Source organism: Burkholderia sp. AU33423, assembly GCF_002223135.1.
Taxonomy (GTDB): Bacteria; Pseudomonadota; Gammaproteobacteria; order Burkholderiales; family Burkholderiaceae; genus Burkholderia; species Burkholderia lata_D.
Genome location: NZ_NKFH01000005.1, coordinates 218140 through 239439 on the forward strand (window position 1 = coordinate 218140; position 21300 = coordinate 239439).

Genomic DNA, 21300 nt, shown 5'->3' on the forward strand with positions numbered 1-21300 from the left:
ATCGCAATTGCGCTTACTTGTTGCCGGCCGTCTCCGACAGCCGCTTCATCGTCGCGATGCGCGCGCCGATCAGGTCGACGCGGCCGTCCTCGCCGACGAGCGGCGCCGTCGCATCGCGGAACCCGACCCACGCGCGCTGCGCGCGGACGAGCGTCGCGGCCGAATGCGCGGGCATCTTGCGGCGCAGCTTCTGGTAATAGCGGTTCAGGTCGAACAGCGCATGCTCGCACGCGGCGTCCTGTTCGCACGGCCGCACGCGGCGCACGGCGGGGTCGCGCGGCGCGTTCGCCGGCCTGGCGTTCGGTTTGACCGCGCTCGGCGCATCACTCGTGCCGCCCTGCGCGCCGCTCGTGGCCGCGACCGGCACGGCGGCGGGCGGCGGCGCATAGCGATCGGCCGCACCGCGCAGCGCCAGCGCGCGATCGCGCACCGGCTGCAGTTGCAGGTCGGCACTCGACATCGCGTACGACGTCCCGCGCGTGGTGTCGTACACGGCCTTCAGCAGATTCACTTCGTCCTTGCGCCACGTGAGCCAATGGCGCTGGCTGTCCTGCCAGCCGCGCCTCGCGTCGGCCGGCGCATCCTTCAACAGGCGCTGGTACGCGCCGTCCATCACGGCCTGCCACTGCTGCTGCGCCTCGCCCATGCACTGGATCTGGCCGGCCGGCGAAGACCGGTCGCGCCGCGCGAGACACTGCCGCATCGCGACGTCGATCGGGTCGGCCGCCGCGACTTCCGCGTGCGCGACCCCGACTCCCGCCAGCCCTGCCGACCCTGCCGCCCAGACGACGAGCGCGGCCAGCGCCGCACGCATCGCCTGGATTCGTCCATGCGTCGCCATCAGTCGCGCACGCAGTCGACGAAGTACTCGACGCGGCCGTTCACCTCTTCCGCGACGAGGCCGTGGATGTCGGTGTGGAAGCCCGGGAAGCGTTCGTTGAAGTCGCGCGCGAACCGCAGGTAGTTCACGATCGTCTTGTTGAAGCGCTCGCCCGGGATCAGCAGCGGAATGCCCGGCGGGTACGGCGTGAGCAGGATGCTGGTCACGCGGCCTTCGAGCTCGTCGAGCGGCACGCGGTCGATCTTGCGGTGCGCGAGCTTCGCGAACGCGTCCGACGGCTTCATCGCCGGTTCCATGTCCGACAGATACATCTCGGTCGTCAGGCGGGCGATGTCGTTCGCGCGGTACACGTCGTGGATCTGCGTGCACAGGTCGCGCAGGCCGACGCGCTCGTAGCGCGGATGCTGCGCGACGAATTCCGGCAGCACGCGCCACAGCGGCTGGTTGTTGTCGTAGTCGTCCTTGAACTGCTGCAGCTCGGTCACCATCGAGTTCCAGCGGCCCTTCGTGATGCCGATCGTGAACATGATGAAGAACGAGTACAGGCCGGTCTTCTCGACGATGATCCCGTGCTCGGCCAGATACTTCGTGACGATCGCGGCCGGAATGCCGGTCTCGCCGAACTCGCCGTCGACGTCGAGCCCCGGCGTGATGATCGTCGCCTTGATCGGGTCGAGCATGTTGAAGCCTTCCGCCAGCGGGCCGAAGCCGTGCCAGTGGTCGTTCGGCTTCAGCATCCAGTCCTCGCGCGAACCGATGCCTTCCTCGGACAGGTTGTCCGGGCCCCACACGCTGAAGAACCAATCGTCGCCGTATTCGGCGTCGACCTTGCGCATCGCGCGGCGGAAGTCGATCGCCTCGGCGATCGATTCCTCGACGAGCGCGGTGCCGCCCGGCGGCTCCATCATCGCGGCCGCGACGTCGCACGATGCGATGATCGCGTACTGCGGGCTCGTCGACGTGTGCATCAGGTACGCCTCGTTGAAGCGGTGCTTGTCGAACGTGCGGTTCTCCGAATCCTGCACGACGATCTGCGATGCCTGCGAGATGCCCGCGAGCAGCTTGTGCGTCGAGTGCGTCGCGAACACGAGCGCGCCGGTGCGCGGACGGCCGTCGCCGATCGCGTGCATGTCGCGGTAGAAATCGTGGAACGTCGCGTGCGGCAGCCACGCTTCGTCGAAGTGCAGCGTGTCGAGCAGGTCGCCGAGCAGGTCCTTGATCATCTCGACGTTGTAGACGACGCCGTCGTACGTGCTCTGCGTGATCGTCAGGATGCGCGGCTTCATGTCCGGGTTCTCGCGCATCGCTTCGCGCGCGAACGGGTTCGCCTCGATCTTCTTGCGGATGTTCTCCGGCTTGAATTCGTCGCGCGGGATCGGCCCGATGATGCCGAAATGGTTGCGCGTCGGCGTGAGGAACACCGGAATCGCGCCCGTCATCGTGATCGCGTGCAGGATCGACTTGTGGCAGTTGCGGTCGACCAGCACGATGTCGCCCGGGGCGACCGTCGCGTGCCAGACGATCTTGTTCGACGTCGACGTGCCGTTGGTCACGAAGAACAGGTGGTCCGCGCTGAAGATGCGCGCCGCGTTGCGCTCGGACGCCGCGACCGGGCCCGTGTGGTCGAGCAGCTGGCCGAGTTCGTCCACTGCGTTGCAGACGTCCGCGCGCAGCATGTTCTCGCCGAAGAACTGGTGGAACATCTGGCCGAGCGGGTTCTTCAGGAACGCGACGCCGCCCGAGTGGCCCGGGCAGTGCCACGAGTACGAGCCTTCGTCCGCGTACTTGACGAGTTCCTTGAAGAACGGCGGCGCGAGCGAGTCGAGATAGACCTTCGCCTCGCGGATGATGTGGCGCGCGACGAACTCCGGCGTGTCCTCGAACATGTGGATGAAGCCGTGCAGCTCGCGCAGGATGTCGTTCGGCAGGTGGCGCGACGTGCGCGTCTCGCCGTACAGGAAGATCGGGATGTCCGCGTTGCGGCGGCGCACTTCGGTGACGAACGCGCGCAGCTCGATGATCGCGGTCGCGAGCTCGGGCAGCTCGCCGTCCGAACCGGTTTCGCCGAGCATGAGTTCGTCGTCGTCGATCGACAGGATGAAGCACGACGCGCGGCTCGATTGCTGCGCGAACGACGTCAGATCGCCGTAGCTCGTGAGACCGAGGACTTCGACGCCCTCCTTCTCGATCGCTTCGGCCAACGCCCGGATGCCGGAGCCCGAGATGTTCTCGGAGCGGAAATCTTCGTCGATGATGACGACGGGGAAACGAAACTTCATGGGCGATTCTCCAAAAAGAACGACCGCGGCGCGTCACGCGCAGCGGTCACCCGGAAACTGGTGAGACGTTATGCAACCAGATCAGGTTTTCGGCAGCGTGACACCACGCTGCCCCTGATACTTGCCACCGCGATCCGCGTACGACACGTCGCACACTTCGTCGCTCTCGAAGAAGAGCACCTGGGCGACGCCTTCGTTCGCGTAGATCTTCGCGGGCAGCGGCGTGGTGTTCGAGAATTCCAGCGTGACGTAGCCTTCCCACTCGGGTTCGAACGGCGTCACGTTGACGATGATCCCGCAGCGCGCATAGGTCGACTTGCCGAGGCAGACGGTGAGCACGGTGCGCGGAATGCGGAAATATTCGACGGTGCGGGCCAGCGCGAACGAGTTCGGCGGGATGATGCACACGTCGCCCTTGAAATCGACAAACGAACCCTCGTCGAAGTTCTTCGGATCGACGATCGTCGAGTTGATGTTCGTGAAGATCTTGAATTCGTCCGCGCAGCGGATGTCGTAGCCGTAGCTCGACGTGCCGTAGCTGACGATCCGGCGGCCGTCCTCGGACGCGCGAACCTGATCGGGCACGAACGGCTCGATCATCTTGTGCTCTTCGGCCATGCGCCGAATCCATTTGTCGGACTTGATACTCATATCGGGGCGCCAGGAAACGCTGCGTGACAGTCAGGGAGGGCCGCTCGCGCGAGGCAGCGGCCGGGAAAGGCGCACATTTTACGCGATCATCGGCCCGCGCACGCGGCGGCCGTCAACGGATCACGCCGCAGGCGAGCGCGGGCCCCGCGCCGTGCTGCGGAAACGCGGGATCGCTCGGGTCGCGGTGCACCAGCGCCGCGCGGTTCATCGCCGAGCGCACGCCATCGAGGGCCAGATCGGGGGCGACGATGAAGCCGGCCGCGACGCCGTTCGCGTCCGCGTGGATGTTGCCGAGATCGCCGGCGACGCGGGCGCCCGCGCGCAGCCGGTCGGCCGCCGGGGCGAACACCTGGCCGGCGCTCGAGCCGTCGCCCGCGTTGCAGTCGCCGCGATCGTGTACCTGTAAAGCGTGATCGCTGTTCGGCGGCAGCCCGGCCAGGTTATAGGTCACCTGCACGCCGTCCGGACGCTCGACGAACGTCACCGCGCCGCGCGCCTGCGAGCCGACCGTCGGCTGCAGCTGTGCGTCGGCCCGTTTTTCGTGCGACGAGGAAAAGGAGGTGCAGCCGGCCAGCAGGCCCAGCGCGGCGGCGGCCAGCAGCGCGCACCGCACGCGGCCGGCGTACACGCCGTGATGTCGTTGTTTCATTCGATCCTCATGCCGGCTGGCGGCCGTTTGACACGACGGCCGCGCCGGGCGGGTAAAGGGACCCGGGAAAAGTCGCCATGATACCGCGCCTCGCGGCGCCGTAAACAGCGTGAGCCCCCGCCCCGCAAGGGTTTTACGTATTTTGAACAACGATCGACGGGAACTTCGACGTCATGTCGCGCGATCGCTCGGCAATCGCCAGCGCGACGCCGCGCGCGATTTCACGATAGCGACGCGCCAGCGCGCCTTCGGAATCGGCCACGACCGTCGGCGTGCCGCTGTCGGCGCGCTCGCGGATCGCGATGTCGAGCGGCAGGCTGCCGAGCACGTTCACGCCGTACTCCTTCGCCATCCGCTCGGCCCCGCCGGCGCCGAAGATGTGCTCCTCGTGCCCGCAGTTCGAGCAGATGTGGATGCTCATGTTCTCGACGATGCCGAGGATCGGAATCCCGACCTTCTCGAACATCTTCAGGCCCTTCTTCGCGTCGAGCAGCGCGATGTCCTGCGGGGTCGTGACGATCACCGCGCCCGTGACGGGCACGCGCTGCGCGAGCGTGAGCTGGATGTCGCCCGTGCCGGGCGGCATGTCGACGATCAAGTAGTCGAGCTCGCGCCAGTTGGTCTGGCGCAGCAGCTGCTCGAGCGCGGAAGTCGCCATCGGGCCGCGCCACACCATCGGGTTGTCTTCCTCGATCAGGAAGCCGATCGAGTTCGCCTGCAGCCCGTGGCCGACCAGCGGGTTCATCGACTGGTTGTCGGGCGACTCGGGACGCTGGCCGTGGATGCCGAGCATCGTCGGCAGCGACGGGCCGTAGATGTCGGCGTCGAGGATACCGACCGACGCGCCTTCGGCCGCGAGCGCGAGCGCGAGGTTGACGGCCGTCGTGCTCTTGCCGACACCGCCCTTGCCCGACGCAACCGCGACGATGTTCTTCACATTCGGCAGCAATTTCACGCCACGCTGCACCGTGTGCGCGACGATCTCCTGCGAGACCGCGACGCGCGCGTCGCGCACGCCGGCCACGGCCTGCAGCGCCGCGGTGATGCGGGCGCGCACGTCGCCGTGCTGGCTGCGCGCGGGATAACCGAGCACCACGTCGAGCGCCACGACGTCGCCGTCGATCGCGACGTTGCGCACGCCCTTGTTCGCCGCATACGGACGGCCGGTATTGGGGTCGACGACAGCCGCCAAAGCGGCGTCGACTTGTGCCCGGTCAATGCTCATCGAAACTCCGTGAAAACGTTTTTCTCGCGCGCAAACGTCAAAAAATATCAAATTACGGCGCGAAATTCGGGAAAAGTGAAAGAATCTGTTGCACGCCATTGCGCGAACGCGCGACCCGGCGCACTCTTCGCCTGCGGCATGCTATGGGGCCAAATCGGCCACTTACCGCCTATATTGTAGAGGCTGACGCGTCGCACTGTCCGAACAGCCACGCTGACGGGCAGGGCATGCAGCCACCTCGGCGGCTGCCGCGAGCACAGGCCTGCCCTCCTTTTTCGGGCGGCCCGCGCAGGGAGCCGTAACTGTTGTCGTCGTTGTCGACTCGTTCAACCAAGAGAGGAATTCAAGATGAACATGAAAATCGCGACTCGCTTGTCCGTCTTCGCATTGGCCGGCGCACTGCTGGCAGGCTGCGCCACGCAGCAAGGCAACAACGCGGCCGTCGGTACCGGCACGGGTGCGGCGCTGGGCGCAGGCATCGGCGCGCTGGCAGGCGGCGGCAAGGGCGCGGCGATCGGCGCAGGCGTCGGCGCACTGGTCGGCGGCGTGACGGGTTACAACTGGCAGGCGATCAAGAACAAGCTCGCACCGTCGGCAGCGCAAACGGGTACGCAAGTGACCGAGCAGCCGGACGGCTCGCTGAAGCTGAACGTGCCGAGCTCGGTGACGTTCGCGACGAACCAGTACGCGATCACGCCGGCCTTCACGCCGCTGCTGAACGACCTGGCGACGACGCTGAACCAGAACCCGCAAGTGACGGCATCGATCGTCGGCTACACGGACAGCACGGGCTCGGCCCAGCTGAACCAGACGCTGTCGCAGAACCGCGCGCAAAGCGTCGTGAACGCACTCGCCCAGCGCGGCGTGAACGGCGGCCGCCTGTCGGCGCAAGGCATGGGCGCATCGAACCCGATCGCGGACAACGCGACCGAAGCCGGCCGCGCACAGAACCGCCGCGTCGAAATCTACCTGCGCGCAGCGCAGGCGCAGTAAGCGCACGACGAGGGGAAGGCGCGGGCTCGTCGCCCGCGCAGCCCCGCCGGACAAGGCTGCCGTCGGGGCCGGTAACGAATCGAAAAAATTTTCGAACTTCTGTCGCAGGCCGTGGTCAGTATTTACGGTACGCGGCTGGTATTGCCGGCCCGTCACCATTCTCCTCTTGTCGTTGTTGCTCCGGGGCCGTATCCGCCCCGGTTTTTTTTGCCCGCAGAAATCGTGCTGCATCGCAGCACACTACTGTCGGGCACGCCGCTTGCGCGGCCGCGCCCGTTTCGGCGCCCGGTCAAGGGCGCCTGCCCGCGTCGCTGACGCGCGCCCCTGCTAGAATCGCAGTTTCCCGTCGTTTTTCCGCTGTTCCTCTACAGACCCTATGTCCGCATCCGACCTCACTTCCGTGCAGGCTGCGGCGCCGCAAGGTGGCCGCCAGATCCTCGTTACGTCCGCACTGCCCTATGCCAACGGGCAGATCCACATCGGCCACCTGGTCGAGTACATCCAGACCGACATCTGGGTGCGGACGCTGCGAATGCATGGCCATGAGGTCTACTACATCGGTGCCGACGACACGCACGGCACGCCGATCATGCTGCGCGCGGAGAAGGAAGGCCTGACCCCGAAGCAGCTGATCGATCGCGTGTGGACCGAACACAAGCGCGACTTCGACAGCTTCGGCGTGTCGTTCGACAACTTCTACTCGACCGATTCGGACGAGAACCGCGTGCTGAGCGAGAAGATCTACGTCGCGCTGCAGGACGCCGGCTTCATCGCCGAGCGCGAGATCGAGCAGGCGTACGATCCCGTCAAGGAAATGTTCCTGCCGGATCGCTTCATCAAGGGCGAGTGCCCGAAGTGCCACGCGAAGGACCAGTACGGCGACAACTGCGAAGTGTGCGGCTCGACCTACCTGCCGACCGAACTGCTGAACCCGTATTCGGTCGTGTCGGGCGCGACGCCGGTGCGCAAGACCTCGAAGCACTACTTCTTCCGCCTGTCCGATCCGCGCTGCGAAACGTTCCTGCGCGAATGGGTGAGCGGTCTCGCGCAGCCCGAAGCGACCAACAAGATGCGCGAATGGCTCGGCGACGCCGGCGAGGCCAAGCTCGCCGACTGGGACATCTCGCGTGACGCGCCGTACTTCGGCTTCGAGATCCCGGGCGCGCCCGGCAAGTATTTCTACGTGTGGCTCGACGCGCCGGTCGGCTACTACGCGAGCTTCAAGAACCTGTGCGACCGCAACGGCATCGACTTCGATGCATGGGTCCGCCCGGGCTCGACCACCGAGCAGTACCACTTCATCGGCAAGGACATCCTGTACTTCCACACGCTGTTCTGGCCCGCGATGCTCGAGTTCTCGGGCCACCGCACGCCGACCAACGTGTTCGCGCACGGGTTCCTGACGGTCGACGGCGCGAAGATGTCGAAGTCGCGCGGCACGTTCATCACCGCGCAGAGCTACATCGACACGGGCCTGAACCCCGAATGGCTGCGCTACTACTTCGCCGCGAAGCTGAACGCGACGATGGAAGACATCGACCTGAACCTCGACGACTTCCAGGCACGCGTGAACAGCGACCTCGTCGGCAAGTACGTGAACATCGCGAGCCGCGCGGCAGGCTTCCTGATCAAGCGCTTCGACGGCCGTGTGCAGGACAGCGCGATGAACCACCCGCTCGTCGCGAAGCTGCGCGAGGCAATCCCGCAGATCGCCGCGCACTACGAAGCACGCGAGTACGGCCGCGCGCTGCGCCACACGATGGAGCTCGCGGACGAAGTGAACGCGTACGTCGACGGCGCGAAGCCGTGGGATCTCGCAAAGGATCCGGCCAACGCCGTCGCGCTGCACGAAACCTGCAGCGTGAGCCTCGAGTCGTTCCGCCTGCTGTCGCTCGCGCTGAAGCCGGTGATGCCGCGCGTCGCCGTTGCCGTCGAATCGTTCTTCGGGATCGCGCCGCTCGCATGGGCCGATGCCGCGAAGCCGCTGTCGTCGGCGCAGCCGATCAAGGCGTACCAGCACCTGATGACGCGCGTCGACCCGAAGCAGATCGAAGCGCTGCTCGCCGCGAACCGCGACTCGCTGCAGGCCGAAGCCACCGGCGCGGCTGTCGCAAGCGCGAACGCCGCGAAGGATGCGAAGAACAACGCGAAGGCGAACGCGAAGCAGGCTGTCGTGAACGGCGCGGACGACGCACCGATCTCGATCGACGATTTCGCGAAGATCGACCTGCGCATCGCGAAGATCGTCGCGTGCCAGGCCGTCGAAGGCTCGGACAAGCTGCTGCAGCTCACGCTCGACGTCGGCGAGGAAAAGACCCGCAACGTGTTCTCGGGCATCAAGTCCGCGTATCAGCCCGAGCAGCTCGTCGGCAAGCTGACCGTAATGGTCGCGAACCTCGCGCCGCGCAAGATGAAGTTCGGCCTCTCCGAAGGAATGGTGCTCGCCGCGTCGGCCACCGACGAGAAAGCCGAGCCGGGCCTCTACATCCTCGAGCCGCACAGCGGCGCGAAGCCCGGCATGCGCGTGAAGTAAGCCGAACGCGCTGCCGCTTGCGCGAAAGGAAGCCCCGCACGATGTGCGGGGCTTTTTTCATGGCTGCTCGGCGCGCCGCCCGCGCCCGCCGTCACTGCTGAACCAGCGATCAAAACGCCGCGTGTAGTTCAGGTCGACGCCCTGGAACGTGCCGCCGTACGCGGATACCGACCAGAAGCGCGTCAGGTTGATCGTCGCCTTGAACGCGTTGGCTGCCGATTGCAGGCCCTGCTCGAAGCCGAGCACGAAGCGCTCGTTGATCGCCTTCGACACCAGCACGACCTGCGGATCGGTCAGGCCGACTTCGCTGCGGCCGACCGAAACCTCGTCGAGACCGAAGGTCTGCGCGACGCGCTTGCCGGTCACGCTGCCGAGCAGCCCGAGCGCCGCCGTCATCGCCCCCTGCTGGCCGACGTTGTTGCCCTGGTCGGTGCCGTGGCCGAACAGCAGCCACGACAGCTTTTCGTTTTCCGTGACGTTCGGCTCCGACACGAGCTTGACCGTCAGCGACTGGATCGTGCCCGTGACCTGCACGCCGGCCTCGACTTCCTGGTTGCGCCGCATCGCGAGGATGTTGACGCCCGGGTTCGACACGGGGCCGTTGAATGTGAAGAAGCCGTTCTCGACCGCGAGCTTGCGGCCGAACGACGTGTACGTCGACCCCTCGGTCACGCGCACGTTGCCGACCGCGCGCAGCGGCACGCCCGGCGCGCTCATCACGGTGATCGTGCCGCGCAACCCGAGATCCGCGCCGTGCCCCTTGAAGCGGAAGTTGTTGCCGAGGCCGATGTCGATGTTCGCGCGCGGCGCGAGCGACGGTGCCGGCTTGTCCTCGACCGGCTTCGGCTTCGCGACCGCGGAACCGGTCGGCGTCTCGCCGCGCACCGTGCCGCCCGGCTGCATGATCACCACGTCGTCCGACAGGTGCGGCGCAGACTCCTCGGGCAGGTCGAACAATGCGCGGTCGACGACGAACTTGCCATCGATCGACAGCGCGCCGCGCGGCCCGTCGTTTGCGACCGTCGCCTTGCCCGACAGCGACAGCTTGCGATCCGGCGCCGCGAACAGTTCGAGCTTGTCCGCGACGATGCTCGCGGTCAGGTCGGGCGCCTCGCCGTCGAGGCGCACGCGGCCGAGTGCGCGCAACGTACCGTCGCCGCCGTGGAACTCGACCTGCTGGAATTCGACGAGGTTTTCCGACAGCTTCACGCGCACGACGCCGTCCTTCAGCTGCACGCCCTGGTCGATGAGCGTCGCGGACAAATCGTCACCCGTCAGCATCCCCGACAGGCTCGGCTTCACCGGCGTGCCCGCGACCGTCAGCTTCAGCGCCGCGCGGCCGCCGAGTAGATAGCTCGGCCCGAACAGGTTGCCGGTCGTCTTCAGCGCGGGGATGTCGGCGTCGATGCGGCCCGACAGCGGGCCGTCGTTGACCACGCCGAACATGCCGTCGCGCAGCGCGAACGGCACGATGACGTTCGCGTCGAGCGTACCGACCCGGTTCGCCTTCGCGAGCGCCGTCACGTTGAGCCGGTTGCCGGGCATGAAGCTCGCGCGCGCGGACAGGTCGGTCAGCCCCAGCGATGCGATGCCGCGCCCGCTCTCGATCGTCACGTCGCCGCCGCGGCGCTTCACCTGCACGTAGCCCGTCGCGTTCGCGCCGAGCGAGAAATCCCAGTCGGCATCGAGCACGACGTCGGTACGCACCGGCGGCCGCTGGCCCGTCAGCTCCTGGCGGACCTCGAGGAAACGCGCGACCGACGCACCGGTCACCGAGCCCGCCGAGCGCATCTGGCCGTGATCGAACACGAACGATTTCAGGTCGATCGCCGCGCCTTCGAGCGTGAGCCGCGTCGCGCCGAGCGTCACGCGGCCGGCGCCGGCCGACACGGTCAGCGGCGACTGCAGCGCGATGTTCGGCGTGCCGCGGTTTGCAAGACGCGTGACGGTGCCGTCCCAGCGCATCCCGTCGCGATTCTCGACCACGCCGCCATTCGCCGCGAGCGTCATGTCGATCACGCGGCCGCCGGCCGCCCCGAGCGCCGACGCGTCGAGCGTGTGCTTCGCGCGCGTGCCGTCGAGGTTCGCACGCAGCGATTTCAGCTTCAGCGAGCCGAGCGCAATGTCGGACGCGTCGGCCGTGAACACGAGCGCACCGTGCGCGCCGTCGCGGATGTCCGCGCGGCCCTGCGCGGCACCGATCCGGTTCGAGCCGACGACGACGTGCTCGGCCTTGTAGGTCGCCGTCACGTTCGGGTGCGCGAAGCTGCCGGTCAGGTCGCCCTGCGCCTGCACGAGCCCTTCCACGCCGAAGCCGAGCCGGTCGAGCTGCGGCGCGTCGACGACGAAGCGCAGCCGGTCGCCGGGCGCGCCGAAGCTGCCGCGCAGGTCGACATGATTCCCCGCGATCGACAGGTTCGCGTTGCTCGGCAAGATGCGCGAGCCGGCGAGCTGCACGACGCCGGCGCCGGTCAGCGGCACGCCGTCGTACAGGCTGTCGCCGAGCTTGAAGGTCGCCTTCGTCGACACCTGCGGCGCGAATGCACCCGACGCCGTCAGCGTGCCCGACACGCGCGTCTCGCCGCGCTGGGCCGGCGCCTTCGCCGCCTTGGCGGGCGCCTTGCCGCCACCCGCCTTCGGCGCGCTCGCCGCGGCGAGCAGCAGCGGATCGAATGCCGTCAGCGTCGCCTTCGCGTCGTAGCTCGAATGCGCGTCGTGGCGGAACACGCCCGTCAGGTCGATCCGGCCCTTGCCCGCCGTCACGCGCGCGTCGGTCAGCACGGTCTGCTGCGGCGTCAACGCGACCTTCGCGCGTGCGCCGAGCGCGAGCTTCGGATCGTTCAGGTTGAAATCGACGGTCGTCACGTCGCCCGCGAGCGTCACGCCGAGCGGGCCGGCGAGGCGCATCGGCCGCAGCTCGGCGACGAACGCATTCAGGTCGAGGTTCGCGACCTTCAGGTCGAAGCGGCCCTTGCCGCCCGTCAGCGTGCCGTTGCCCGTCACACTGCCGTCGCGGATCAGCTTCAGCGCGAGATCGTCGATCCGCTGCGCGTGCGCATCGAGATGCACGTTCGCGTGCGCGTCGATCACCGGCAGCATGTGGTCGCCGAGCGTACCGGGCTTCGCGTTGACGATCGACACCGGGCCCGTCACCGCAAAACCCTTCGCGGGTTCGGCCCCGGCCGGCGCCGTCACCGGCGCGAGTTCCGCGCGCACCGCGAGATCGGCGGCCGGTGCGCCGGGCGAGAGCGCCTGCGGGTTCACGTGATCGAACGCGAGCGATGCGCGCGTGAGCGGCACTGCGCCGAACGGCGCGGCCTCGACATGCGCGCGCCCGTTCAGCTTCATCCCGCTTGCGTCGACTTCGGCGACGAGCGCTTCGAGCGAGCCCGACACGCGCGCGCGCGCGTCGACCGGCTCGTCCGACAGCTTGCCTGCATACGTGGCGTCACCCGTCAGCGCGAACGGCTTGACGCCGTCGAGCTTCGCGCGTGCGGTCAGCGCGCCGTACGGCGTATCGACGCCGTCGAGCACGAGTTCATGGTGACGGCCGTCGCTGCGGCCGTTCAGCGCGATATGGTCGAGCTGCGTCGTCGAGCCGCCGTCGTGGATCGCGAGGTGATCGACGCGCAGGTCGTCGATCCGCAACTGCAGCGGCAGGCTCAGGTCCTGCGGCGTCGTGCTCGGCGTCGACGGCCCCGGCGCGATCCGCACGTCGATCGTGCCGGCGCGAAGATACGCGATGGACAGCCGCCACGGCGCGCGGGTCAGGGCCCAGCGGCCGTCGAGCCGGTCGATGCGGATTTCGGTGCCGGTGCCGTCGGGGCTCGTCCACGCGAACCCGCGCAACCGCACGCCAGTCACGAGCGCGCCGCCGTCGAGCGTGCCCGCGAGCCGCGCGCCGAGTACGCGACCGGCCACCTGCCACGCGAGCCGCGTGCCGTGCTCGGTCGTCGCCGCGGCCAGCACGAGGCCGACCGCCAGCACGACGAGCAGCACGACCGTCGCGAGCGTCCACGCGACGAACCGCCCGATCCGCGCGACGGGCCCGCGGCGCGGCGCGCGCGGCGGCGCGTCGGGCGCGCCGTCGGGCGAGTCCGGATCGTGAGGCGGCGGCGTGTCGTTCGGGTCCTTCGTCATGCGGTTCGTCGTCGGTGAAGCGGTGCGGTCAGAAAGCGATGCCGAGCGTCAGGTACGGGCGCACGCTATGGTTGCGCAACCCGTACGCGACGTCGACGTTGATCGGGCCGACGGGGCTGCGCCAGCGCGCGCCGATGCCGACACCCGGGTAGAACACGCGCTCGCCCCACGCATCGGTGGCGGTGCCGATGTCGAAGAACGTCGCCGCGCCCCAGTCGCGGTTGAACCAGTGCTGGTATTCGGCGGTGCCCGTCATCAGGTACTTGGTCGGCAGCACGGAACCGTCGACGCTGTTACCGATGCTCTGGTAGCCGTAGCCGCGCACCGAGTTCGAGCCGCCCGCGCGGAACAGCAGCGACGCCGGCACGCCGGTCGAGCTGCCGCTCGTGAACACGCCGCCGAGCTCCGCGCGGAACACGAACAGGTCGCGCTTGCCGATCGGCAGGTACTGCTGGCCGCGCGCGTAGCCGCGGATGAAGGACTGGTCGGTCAGCACACCCTTGACCGCGAAGCCGGCCTCCGCGTGGATCAGGTTGCCCGAACGCGGAAACAGCGGATCGTCGACGTTGCGGCGCGTCCACGCCCATTGCGGCACGAGCGCGCGGCTCGTGGTCGGACCCGCGCCGTTCTGGTCGAGCCGGTCCTGGTAGTACATCAGCGAATACGAATAGTCGATGAACTGGCCGGTGCGCGTGCGCTGCACGCCGACCCGCGCGCTATAGATGCGCGTGTCCGACACGTTGGTGTTCGTGTACGACGCGAGCACGCTGTTGGTCCAGCCCTTCTCGCCCGGCGGCATCGACAGCTGGACCTGCCCGTATTGCTGGATCTGGTCGAGCCGGCCCGACACGGTCAGCGGCCACGCGGCACCGAACGTGTCGAGATACGTATAGGAGCCCTGCACGTGCGGCCCGGTATCGGTGGCAAAGCCGACGCCGCCGCGGATGTTGTTGTACGGGAACTCGCTGACCTTCACGTGCACGGGCGTGCGCTCGGGCTTCGCCGTATCGTCGCCGACGTCGATCGCGACGCTCGCGTAATACGGTGTGTTCTGCAACTGCCGCTGCAGTTCGGTGATCCGCCGCACGTCGTAGATCTCGCCTTCCGACAGCGGATTGACGTTCGTGACGATCTTTTCCGGATAGCGCCGCACGCCGTCGACGTCGACCTTGCCGATCGTGAACGTCGGGCCGCTTTCGAACGTGACCGCGAGCATCGCGCGCTGCGTGCGCGGGTCGATGCGCGCTTCGGACGACGCGATCTTCCCGCCGAGATAGCGGTGCGACTGCAGCTGCCTGAGCGCCGCGCCCTTCGCGCCGTCCCAGTCGGACTGTGTGAACGGATCGCCCGGCTTCAGCGAGAACGCGAAACGGGTCGCGGCTTCCTGCTTCGGATCCTCGGTGTCGATGGGCCCCTTGAAGGTCAGGTCGACGCTCGACACGATCGTCTGCTTCCCCGGATCGACCGCGATGCGCACGTCGCGCTTGCCGTCGCGCGTGCGCACGTCGGTGCGCACGACCGGCGAGAAATAGCCGGCCGTCGCGGTCAGGTCGCGCACCTGCTGCGGCGTGGCGGTCACGAGGAAGTCGAACTGGTCGTCGCTGATGTCGTCGCGCTTCGCGAAGCGGGCGATATCGAGATGCGTCTTCAGGAGCTTGCGGATCGAACGCGGCGCGTCGATGTCGACGTCGTACTTCGCGTAGGCCGGCAGCGCGAAGCACGCGGCCAGGCAACCCGCGAGGGCCGCCCGCGCGACGCGGGCCGCGGCGCCGGCGCGCTCGCGTGCCGCGCGCCGGCTCGCGTCATGCGCCGTGTGTGCTTGCTGGTTCGACTGCCCCGCCAAATATGACCTCGCCGTCTCGGAGTGTTACGGTTTCGTGGAAAACCCTGTATTTGACCACAGGGCGCCGACGTCACCGCCAAACGATTGTGAAAGAGTGCCAAGGCACCGGAAGGGCCACGGCACGATGTCCGCCGGTACCGGCCCGCGGTTTCGACGCGCGATTGGCGCCGGCTGTTCCCCGCGATGCGGTAAAATCCCGCCATCGAGAATCCGGCGCATCGTGCGCCGCCCGAAACGGAAGATCCAGCCATGCCGTACCAGTCCGACGTCACGCAGTTCCTGAACCAGCTCAAGCAGCAGAAGCCGACGCTCGAGGAAGAGCAGCGCAAGGGCCGCTCCCTGCTGTGGGACAAGCAGCCGATCGACCTCGAAGAACGCGCCGAGCAGCAGGAATCGCGCGTGAAGCAAACGTCGTACGTCTACTACCAGAACTTCTGACGACGTGAGCGCCGCCGACGAGGCCAGCGCCGCCCGGCAGGACGACGCGATCGCCGCGCCCGCGGGCGCCGATTCGACGCCCGACACGGTCGACGGCGTCGCGGCATTCGCTCGCCTGTACGGCGAGCCGCTCTTCAAGCTGCCGCAGGATCTCTACATCCCGCCCGATGCGCTCGAGGTCTTCCTCGAGACCTTCGAAGGCCCGCTCGACCTGCTGCTCTACCTGATCCGCAAGCAGAACTTCAACGTGCTCGACATCCCGATGGCGCAGGTCACCGCGCAATACCTGGGCTACGTCGACCAGATCCGCACGTCGAACCTCGAGCTGGCGGCCGAGTACCTGCTGATGGCCGCGATGCTGATCGAGATCAAGTCGCGGATGCTGCTGCCGGTCAAGAAGGCCGACACCGGCGAGGAAGCCGAGGATCCGCGCGCCGAACTCGTGCGCCGCCTGCTCGAATACGAGCAGATGAAGCTCGCCGCGCAGCGGCTCGACCAGCTGCCGCAGCTCGGCCGCGACTTCCTGCGCGCCGAGGTCTACATCGAGCAGAGCGTCACGCCGCGCTTCCCCGACGTGAATTCGGACGACCTGCGCGCCGCATGGGCCGACGTGCTCAAGCGCGCGAAGCTCGTCCAGCACCACAAGATCTCGCGCGAGGAGCTGTCGGTGCGCGAACACATGAGCCTGATCCTGCGCCGGCTGCAGAACGCGCGCTTCATGGAGTTCGCCGAGCTGTTCGACACGTCGCGCGGCGTGCCGGTCGTCGTCGTGAATTTCATCGCGATGCTCGAACTCGCGCGCGAGTCGCTCCTCGAAATCACGCAGGCCGAGCCGTTCGCGCCGATCTACGTGCGTCTCGCGTACCTGCCGGCGTAACACCCGCGCCCGCCCTTCCCGTTCTCCCGATTCCTCCCCGCACGCTCGCCGCTACGCCGCGGCCCGGCGCGGCCGCGCGAGCGGTTGCCGGCACGCCCGATTAAAAAGTGAACGACCGTTCTCTTTTCGATGCGTTTGGCGGCCAAATCCTCTACAATCCGCCGACGCCCGATGCGCCGCCCGCGCGCCGGCGTTCTCCGCTTCGACCCCGACGCCGCTGCTGCGGCGCCAACGCGCGCCAGCGCGAGGAACTCGCTACCCGATCATGAAAGTCATCAGCTCGATCCATGAACTGCGCGACCAGCTGCGCGGACAGAACCGCACGGCGTTCGTGCCGACGATGGGCAACCTGCACGAAGGGCACCTGTCGCTGATGCGCCTCGCGCGCCAGCACGGCGACCCGGTCGTGGCGAGCATCTTCGTCAACCGGCTGCAGTTCGGCCCGAACGAGGATTTCGACAAGTATCCGCGCACGCTCCAGGACGATATCGAGAAGCTGCAGAAGGAAAACGTCTACGTGCTGTTCGCGCCGACCGAGCGCGACATGTACCCGGAACCGCAGGAATACCGCGTGCTGCCGCCGGACGATCTCGGCGGGATCCTCGAAGGGGAATTCCGGCCCGGCTTCTTCACCGGCGTGTGCACGGTCGTGGCGAAACTGATGGCCTGCGTGCAGCCGCGCGTCGCCGTGTTCGGCAAGAAGGACTACCAGCAGCTGATGATCGTGCGCCGCATGTGCCAGCAGCTCGCGCTGCCGGTCGACATCATCGCCGCCGAAACCGTGCGCGACGAGGACGGCCTCGCGCTGTCGTCGCGCAATCGCTACCTGTCGACCGACGAGCGCAGCGAAGCGCCGGAACTCGCGAAGACGCTGCAGCGCATCCGCGAAAGCGTGCTCGGCGGCGAGCGCGACCTCGGCAAGCTCGAGGAACTGGCCCGCACGCATCTGGCCGGCCGCGGCTGGGCGCCCGACTACATCTCGATCCGCCGCCGCGCGAACCTGATCGCGCCGGACGCGGCCCAGCTCGAAGCCGGCGAACCGCTCGTCGTCGTCGCCGCCGCGAAGCTCGGCGCGACGCGCCTCATCGACAACCTGGAAATCTGACGGGCCGCCCCGCCCGCGCCTCTCACGCATCACGGAGACACCATGCAGCGCCACATGCTCAAATCGAAGATCCACCGTGCGGCCGTCACGCACTGCGAGCTGCACTACGAAGGCTCGTGCGCGATCGACGAAGACCTGCTCGACGCCTCGGGCATCATCGAGAACGAACGGATCGACATCTGGAACATCAACAACGGCGAGCGCTTCTCGACGTACGCGATCAAGGGTGAGCGCGGCAGCGGGATGATCTCGCTGAACGGCTCGGCCGCGCGTCGCGCGCAACTCGGCGACCTCGTGATCATCGCGGCCTTCGCGATGGTCGACGAAGCCGAGCTGCAGGCCGGCTGGAAGCCGAAGCTCGTGTTCATCGACGACGGCAACAAGATCAAGGGCCATCGCGATCACGTGCCGACGCAGAACTGGACCTGACCTGACCATCTGCCCGCGTGCCGTGGCGCGCGGGAGCGGCGGTGCCGCTGGTGGTCGAAGGGCCGGATGCCGTACTCGACGGCATCCGGCCCTTTCTCATTTCATCGCGCACCGGCCCAGCGGCCGCGCGATCAGGACGCCTTGGCGGCCTTCTCCGTCTTCGCTGCCTTCGGCGCCCGGCGTTCGGCCCATTCGACGATCGGCCGCCACTGTTCGAGATCCTTCTCGACGCGGCTCTTCGCGACGTCCCACAGCGTCAGGCCGTGCGCGGCGATCTGCACGTAGTTCTGTGTGTCGCGCACGTAGCCGAGCACCGGCAGGCCGAGCCCTTCGACGAACCGGTGAAGCTGGTCGGACGAGCGCGTGCGCACATCGACCCGCATCCCGACGATCCCGACCTCGACGTTGCCTTTGCGCACGGCCTTCTCGGCGGCGAGGCGCTCCAGAAACTGCTGCGTGGCCAGAATATCGAACATCGACGGCTGCAGCGGCACGATCACCTTGTCGGCCAGTTGCAGCGCGACGTTGAGCCGGTTGCCATGCAGGCCGGCCGGCGTATCGATCACCGCATATTCGAGGCCGCGCGGCGGCTTCGTCGGCGCGTCCGGGTCGAGTTCCCATGCCTCGATCGGCGGCAATCCGGCCGGCCGCAGGTCGAGCCACGCATGCGCGGACTGCTGCCGGTCCAGGTCGGCGAGCGCGACCCACGCGCCCTGCGCCGCGAAAAAGCCGGCAAGATTGGTGGACAGCGTGCTCTTCCCCACGCCGCCCTTCGGATTCGCCACCACGATCACCGTCATGAATTCCCCCGAAAAAGCCGCGCGGCGCCCGCCGCATGGCAGGCGCCGCTCGATTGCGGATACAGGGAGCGATGATATCGGCAAACGGGGTGTCACCGGAACGGGTTGCGCCGCCCCGGGTACGCTTACTTACCCCCTTACACACGCTGAACCGCGGCTTCCCGTGCGCCGAGCGCGAACGCGCCGCCGCCCAGCAGCGCCTGCACGGCGAGCGTGACGGCCCAGAACGCCGGATATTCCCAGCCGCCGTGCGGCGACGCGAAACCCCAGCCGTTCGGCAGATGCGCGGCAACCGCGCCGAGCATGAACGGCAGCAGCACGAGCGCGGCGACGCGCACGCGGAAGCCCGCGAGCAGCGCCAGGCCGCCGGCCAGTTCGACGAACGTCGTCAGGTACGCGAGCCAGCCCGGCAGGCCGATCGACACAAAGAACTGCGCGGTGCCGGGCAGCGTGAAGACGAACACCTTCTGCGCGACGTGCGCAAGGTACAGCACGCCGAGCGCGACGCGCAGCAGGGTCGCGGCGAAATCGTTGAGGCGATTGGGGTTCATGGCGAATTCCTTCGTTGAGTGGGTGAATGGATCGCACTCTATTCGAATCAATTCGACCGATAAACGCGCCAATTCGCTTTAACTGATTCCCAAATGGAGTTAATCGGGGCGTAAAAAGGGGCATGACCGATCATGCCCCCGCAACCTGCTTCAGTAACCGCTCTTGCCTTGTGTGGCGTCGCCGGAACCGGACTGGCTGCCGCCCGGTGTGTACGAATCGCACGCGTGCGCAACCGCCGACGCGCCCAGCAGCGCCGCGAGCAGCACGCTCCACCACCATCGAGCCTTCATCGTCGCACTCCTCCAGGCGGACCTCCGCCCTTCTGTGTTGTATGCGATCCGGCGGAAAAAGCGAGCACGGCCCAACCCGCGTCAACGAAACTCGGCGTACAGCGCGTCGAGGTCGAGATGGTTGGCGAACGTGTCGGCCAGCCGTTCGAGCGATGCCTCGCGCAGCGCCGGATAGTCGATGCGCTCCGCGCCGTCGAGCCCGGCCCACGCGAGCAGCGCCGTGCACGCGTCGGGCGAGTCGAACAGCCCGTGCACGTAGGTCGCGAGGATCTGGCCGTCGCCGGACACCGCGCCGTCGGGGCGTGTGCCGTCCTGCGCGGCGTCGGCTGCCAGCGCCAGCGCGGGAGAAGCAAGCGCGGGCCCGTGCGTGTCGCCCATGTGGATCTCGTAGCCGCGCACCGCGGCCCCGCCCGGCAGCGCGAGATGCCCCGTCACGTTCTTCAGCGTCTTGTCGGGCTGCAGCGTCGTGGCGAAATCGAGCAGCCCGAGCCCCGGCACGCTGCCGGGTGCGCCTTCGAGGCCGAGCGGATCGTCGAGCGTGCGGCCGAGCATCTGCATCCCGCCGCAGATGCCGATCACCTTGCCTCCGTAGCGCAGGTGGCGACGGATCAGCGTGTCCCAGCCCGCGTCGCGCAGCCACGCGAGATCGCGCTGCACGCTCTTCGAACCGGGCAGGATCAACAGGTCGGCGTCCGGCACGGGGCCGCTCTTCCAGTACGTGAATTCGACCTGCGGATGCGCACGCAGCGGATCGAAATCGGTGTGGTTGCTGATGCGCGGCAACGCCGGCACGACCACGCGCAGCACGCCGGCGTCGCCCCGTGCGGCGGCGCTGCGCGCCTGTGCGGGCAGCATGTCCTCGGCGTCGAGCAGCAGCCCGTGCAGGTACGGCAGCACGCCGAACACGGGCTTGCCCGTCTGCGCGCGCAGCCAGTCGAGCCCCGGTTCGAGCAGCTTGAAATCGCCGCGGAAGCGGTTGATCACGAAGCCGCGCACGCGCGCGCGCTCGCTGTCCGACAGGCACGCGAGCGTGCCGACCAGGTGCGCGAACACGCCGCCGCGGTCGATGTCGGCGACGAGCACGACCGGGCAGTCGACGCGTTCGGCAAATCCCATGTTCGCGATGTCGCCGTCGCGCAGGTTGATCTCGGCCGGGCTGCCTGCCCCCTCGACGATCACCGTGTCGTAGCCGGCACGAAGGCGCGCGTACGACTCGAGCACCGCGTCGAACGCGACCGGCTTGTAGTCGTGATACGCACGCGCATTGAGGTTCATGCGCGCCTTGCCGTGGATGATCACTTGCGCGCCGCGATCGCTCGTCGGCTTCAGCAGCACGGGGTTGAAATCCGTATGCGGCGCGACGCCCGCGGCCAGGGCCTGCAGCGCCTGCGCGCGGCCGATCTCGCCGCCGTCGGCCGTCACCGCGCTGTTGAGCGCCATGTTCTGCGGCTTGAACGGCGCAACGCGCGCGCCGGCGCGGCGGGCGAGCCGGCACAGGCCCGCGACCAGCGTGCTCTTGCCCGCGTCGGACGTCGTGCCCTGGATCATCAGCGTGCCGCGCGGCCGCGGCTCGGGTGCATTCATCGTGTAAAGGTCGTCGCGAAGCAAAGGCCGCATTATCCCCCGCGCCGCCCTGCCCGCGCCGTTACAATCAC

Annotated in this window: 17 protein-coding genes; 6 read left to right on the top strand and 11 right to left on the bottom strand. The window is 67.9% G+C overall.

All coding sequences use genetic code 11. The features are described from left to right. Positions 1 to 13: 13 nt before the first annotated feature. The 5 genes from CFB50_RS13475 to apbC form a co-directional block, all read right to left on the bottom strand. The gene (locus CFB50_RS13475) at positions 14 to 814 is read right to left on the bottom strand and encodes a lysozyme inhibitor LprI family protein (RefSeq protein WP_373452958.1); all 801 of its coding nucleotides are present in this window, start codon (positions 812 to 814) and stop codon (positions 14 to 16) included. A 26-nt stretch (positions 815 to 840) separates the two neighbouring features. Continuing rightward, entirely contained in the window at positions 841 to 3120 is a 2280-nt protein-coding gene (locus CFB50_RS13480; protein WP_069248599.1) for an arginine/lysine/ornithine decarboxylase, read from the bottom strand. Between the two features lie 81 nt (positions 3121 to 3201). Beyond that, on the bottom strand, positions 3202 to 3771 hold the full coding sequence (dcd, locus tag CFB50_RS13485; protein WP_006398615.1) for a dCTP deaminase: 570 nt from the start codon (positions 3769 to 3771) through the stop codon (positions 3202 to 3204). Positions 3772 to 3883: 112 nt separating this feature from the next. After that, positions 3884 to 4420 (bottom strand): superoxide dismutase [Cu-Zn], encoded by a 537-nt coding sequence (gene sodC / locus CFB50_RS13490; RefSeq protein WP_069248600.1) that lies wholly within the window; start codon positions 4418 to 4420, stop codon positions 3884 to 3886. Positions 4421 to 4553: 133 nt separating this feature from the next. Further along, complete coding sequence (gene apbC, locus CFB50_RS13495; protein ID WP_089446210.1) at positions 4554 to 5645, bottom strand: iron-sulfur cluster carrier protein ApbC; 1092 nt, start codon at positions 5643 to 5645, stop codon at positions 4554 to 4556. A gap of 348 nt (positions 5646 to 5993) precedes the next feature. Here apbC and CFB50_RS13500 point away from each other — a divergent pair, with 348 nt between their 5' ends. Continuing rightward, positions 5994 to 6638, top strand: a complete 645-nt coding sequence (locus tag CFB50_RS13500) for an OmpA family protein (protein WP_043189806.1) — start codon at positions 5994 to 5996, stop codon at positions 6636 to 6638. A gap of 376 nt (positions 6639 to 7014) precedes the next feature. Beyond that, positions 7015 to 9171, top strand: a complete 2157-nt coding sequence (gene metG, locus CFB50_RS13510; protein WP_069248602.1) for a methionine--tRNA ligase — start codon at positions 7015 to 7017, stop codon at positions 9169 to 9171. 57 nt (positions 9172 to 9228) lie between these two features. Here metG and CFB50_RS13515 read toward each other — a convergent pair whose 3' ends face one another. Continuing rightward, entirely contained in the window at positions 9229 to 13311 is a 4083-nt protein-coding gene (locus tag CFB50_RS13515) for a translocation/assembly module TamB domain-containing protein (RefSeq protein WP_089446211.1), read from the bottom strand. 28 nt (positions 13312 to 13339) lie between these two features. Next, positions 13340 to 15154 carry an autotransporter assembly complex protein TamA gene (locus CFB50_RS13520; protein ID WP_089446212.1) on the bottom strand — a complete coding sequence of 605 codons (1815 nt, stop codon included), beginning with the start codon at positions 15152 to 15154 and terminating at the stop codon, positions 13340 to 13342. 249 nt (positions 15155 to 15403) lie between these two features. Between CFB50_RS13520 and CFB50_RS13525 the strand changes: the two genes are divergently transcribed. The 4 genes from CFB50_RS13525 (at position 15404) to panD (ending at position 18003) form a co-directional block, all read left to right on the top strand. Beyond that, positions 15404 to 15592, top strand: a complete 189-nt coding sequence (locus CFB50_RS13525) for a DUF3460 family protein (protein ID WP_006478107.1) — start codon at positions 15404 to 15406, stop codon at positions 15590 to 15592. Positions 15593 to 15596: 4 nt separating this feature from the next. Beyond that, positions 15597 to 16469 carry a segregation and condensation protein A gene (locus CFB50_RS13530; protein WP_021164248.1) on the top strand — a complete coding sequence of 291 codons (873 nt, stop codon included), beginning with the start codon at positions 15597 to 15599 and terminating at the stop codon, positions 16467 to 16469. A 265-nt stretch (positions 16470 to 16734) separates the two neighbouring features. Beyond that, on the top strand, positions 16735 to 17574 hold the full coding sequence (panC, locus tag CFB50_RS13535; protein ID WP_089446213.1) for a pantoate--beta-alanine ligase: 840 nt from the start codon (positions 16735 to 16737) through the stop codon (positions 17572 to 17574). Between the two features lie 42 nt (positions 17575 to 17616). Further along, a complete protein-coding gene (gene panD / locus CFB50_RS13540) occupies positions 17617 to 18003 on the top strand; it encodes an aspartate 1-decarboxylase (RefSeq protein ID WP_069248606.1) in 387 nt (128 codons plus the stop codon). Positions 18004 to 18134: 131 nt separating this feature from the next. Here panD and CFB50_RS13545 read toward each other — a convergent pair whose 3' ends face one another. The 4 genes from CFB50_RS13545 to CFB50_RS13555 form a co-directional block, all read right to left on the bottom strand. Further along, positions 18135 to 18803, bottom strand: coding sequence for a ParA family protein (locus tag CFB50_RS13545; RefSeq protein WP_089446214.1), 669 nt, complete (start codon positions 18801 to 18803; stop codon positions 18135 to 18137). 137 nt (positions 18804 to 18940) lie between these two features. Next, entirely contained in the window at positions 18941 to 19354 is a 414-nt protein-coding gene (locus CFB50_RS13550) for a DoxX family protein (protein WP_089446215.1), read from the bottom strand. 150 nt (positions 19355 to 19504) lie between these two features. Further along, positions 19505 to 19645, bottom strand: coding sequence for a hypothetical protein (locus tag CFB50_RS39500; RefSeq protein ID WP_166896785.1), 141 nt, complete (start codon positions 19643 to 19645; stop codon positions 19505 to 19507). An 81-nt stretch (positions 19646 to 19726) separates the two neighbouring features. Beyond that, the gene (locus CFB50_RS13555) at positions 19727 to 21229 is read right to left on the bottom strand and encodes a cobyric acid synthase (protein WP_089446216.1); all 1503 of its coding nucleotides are present in this window, start codon (positions 21227 to 21229) and stop codon (positions 19727 to 19729) included. Positions 21230 to 21300: the final 71 nt, after the last annotated feature.

Excerpts from the sequence above, each read along its gene's own strand:
- apbC (WP_089446210.1), bottom strand. The coding sequence starts at position 5,645 with ATGAGCATTGACCGGGCACAAGTCGACGCCGCTTTGGCGGCTGTCGTC.
- sodC (WP_069248600.1), bottom strand. The coding sequence starts at position 4,420 with ATGAAACAACGACATCACGGCGTGTACGCCGGCCGCGTGCGGTGCGCG.
- CFB50_RS13475 (WP_373452958.1), bottom strand. The coding sequence starts at position 814 with ATGCGTGCGGCGCTGGCCGCGCTCGTCGTCTGGGCGGCAGGGTCGGCA.
- CFB50_RS13525 (WP_006478107.1), top strand. The coding sequence starts at position 15,404 with ATGCCGTACCAGTCCGACGTCACGCAGTTCCTGAACCAGCTCAAGCAG.
- dcd (WP_006398615.1), bottom strand. The coding sequence starts at position 3,771 with ATGAGTATCAAGTCCGACAAATGGATTCGGCGCATGGCCGAAGAGCAC.
- panC (WP_089446213.1), top strand. The coding sequence starts at position 16,735 with ATGAAAGTCATCAGCTCGATCCATGAACTGCGCGACCAGCTGCGCGGA.
- CFB50_RS13480 (WP_069248599.1), bottom strand. The coding sequence starts at position 3,120 with ATGAAGTTTCGTTTCCCCGTCGTCATCATCGACGAAGATTTCCGCTCC.
- CFB50_RS13555 (WP_089446216.1), bottom strand. The coding sequence starts at position 21,229 with ATGAATGCACCCGAGCCGCGGCCGCGCGGCACGCTGATGATCCAGGGC.
- panD (WP_069248606.1), top strand. The coding sequence starts at position 17,617 with ATGCAGCGCCACATGCTCAAATCGAAGATCCACCGTGCGGCCGTCACG.
- CFB50_RS13550 (WP_089446215.1), bottom strand. The coding sequence starts at position 19,354 with ATGAACCCCAATCGCCTCAACGATTTCGCCGCGACCCTGCTGCGCGTC.
- CFB50_RS39500 (WP_166896785.1), bottom strand. The coding sequence starts at position 19,645 with ATGAAGGCTCGATGGTGGTGGAGCGTGCTGCTCGCGGCGCTGCTGGGC.
- CFB50_RS13500 (WP_043189806.1), top strand. The coding sequence starts at position 5,994 with ATGAACATGAAAATCGCGACTCGCTTGTCCGTCTTCGCATTGGCCGGC.
- CFB50_RS13515 (WP_089446211.1), bottom strand. The coding sequence starts at position 13,311 with ATGACGAAGGACCCGAACGACACGCCGCCGCCTCACGATCCGGACTCG.
- CFB50_RS13545 (WP_089446214.1), bottom strand. The coding sequence starts at position 18,803 with ATGACGGTGATCGTGGTGGCGAATCCGAAGGGCGGCGTGGGGAAGAGC.
- metG (WP_069248602.1), top strand. The coding sequence starts at position 7,015 with ATGTCCGCATCCGACCTCACTTCCGTGCAGGCTGCGGCGCCGCAAGGT.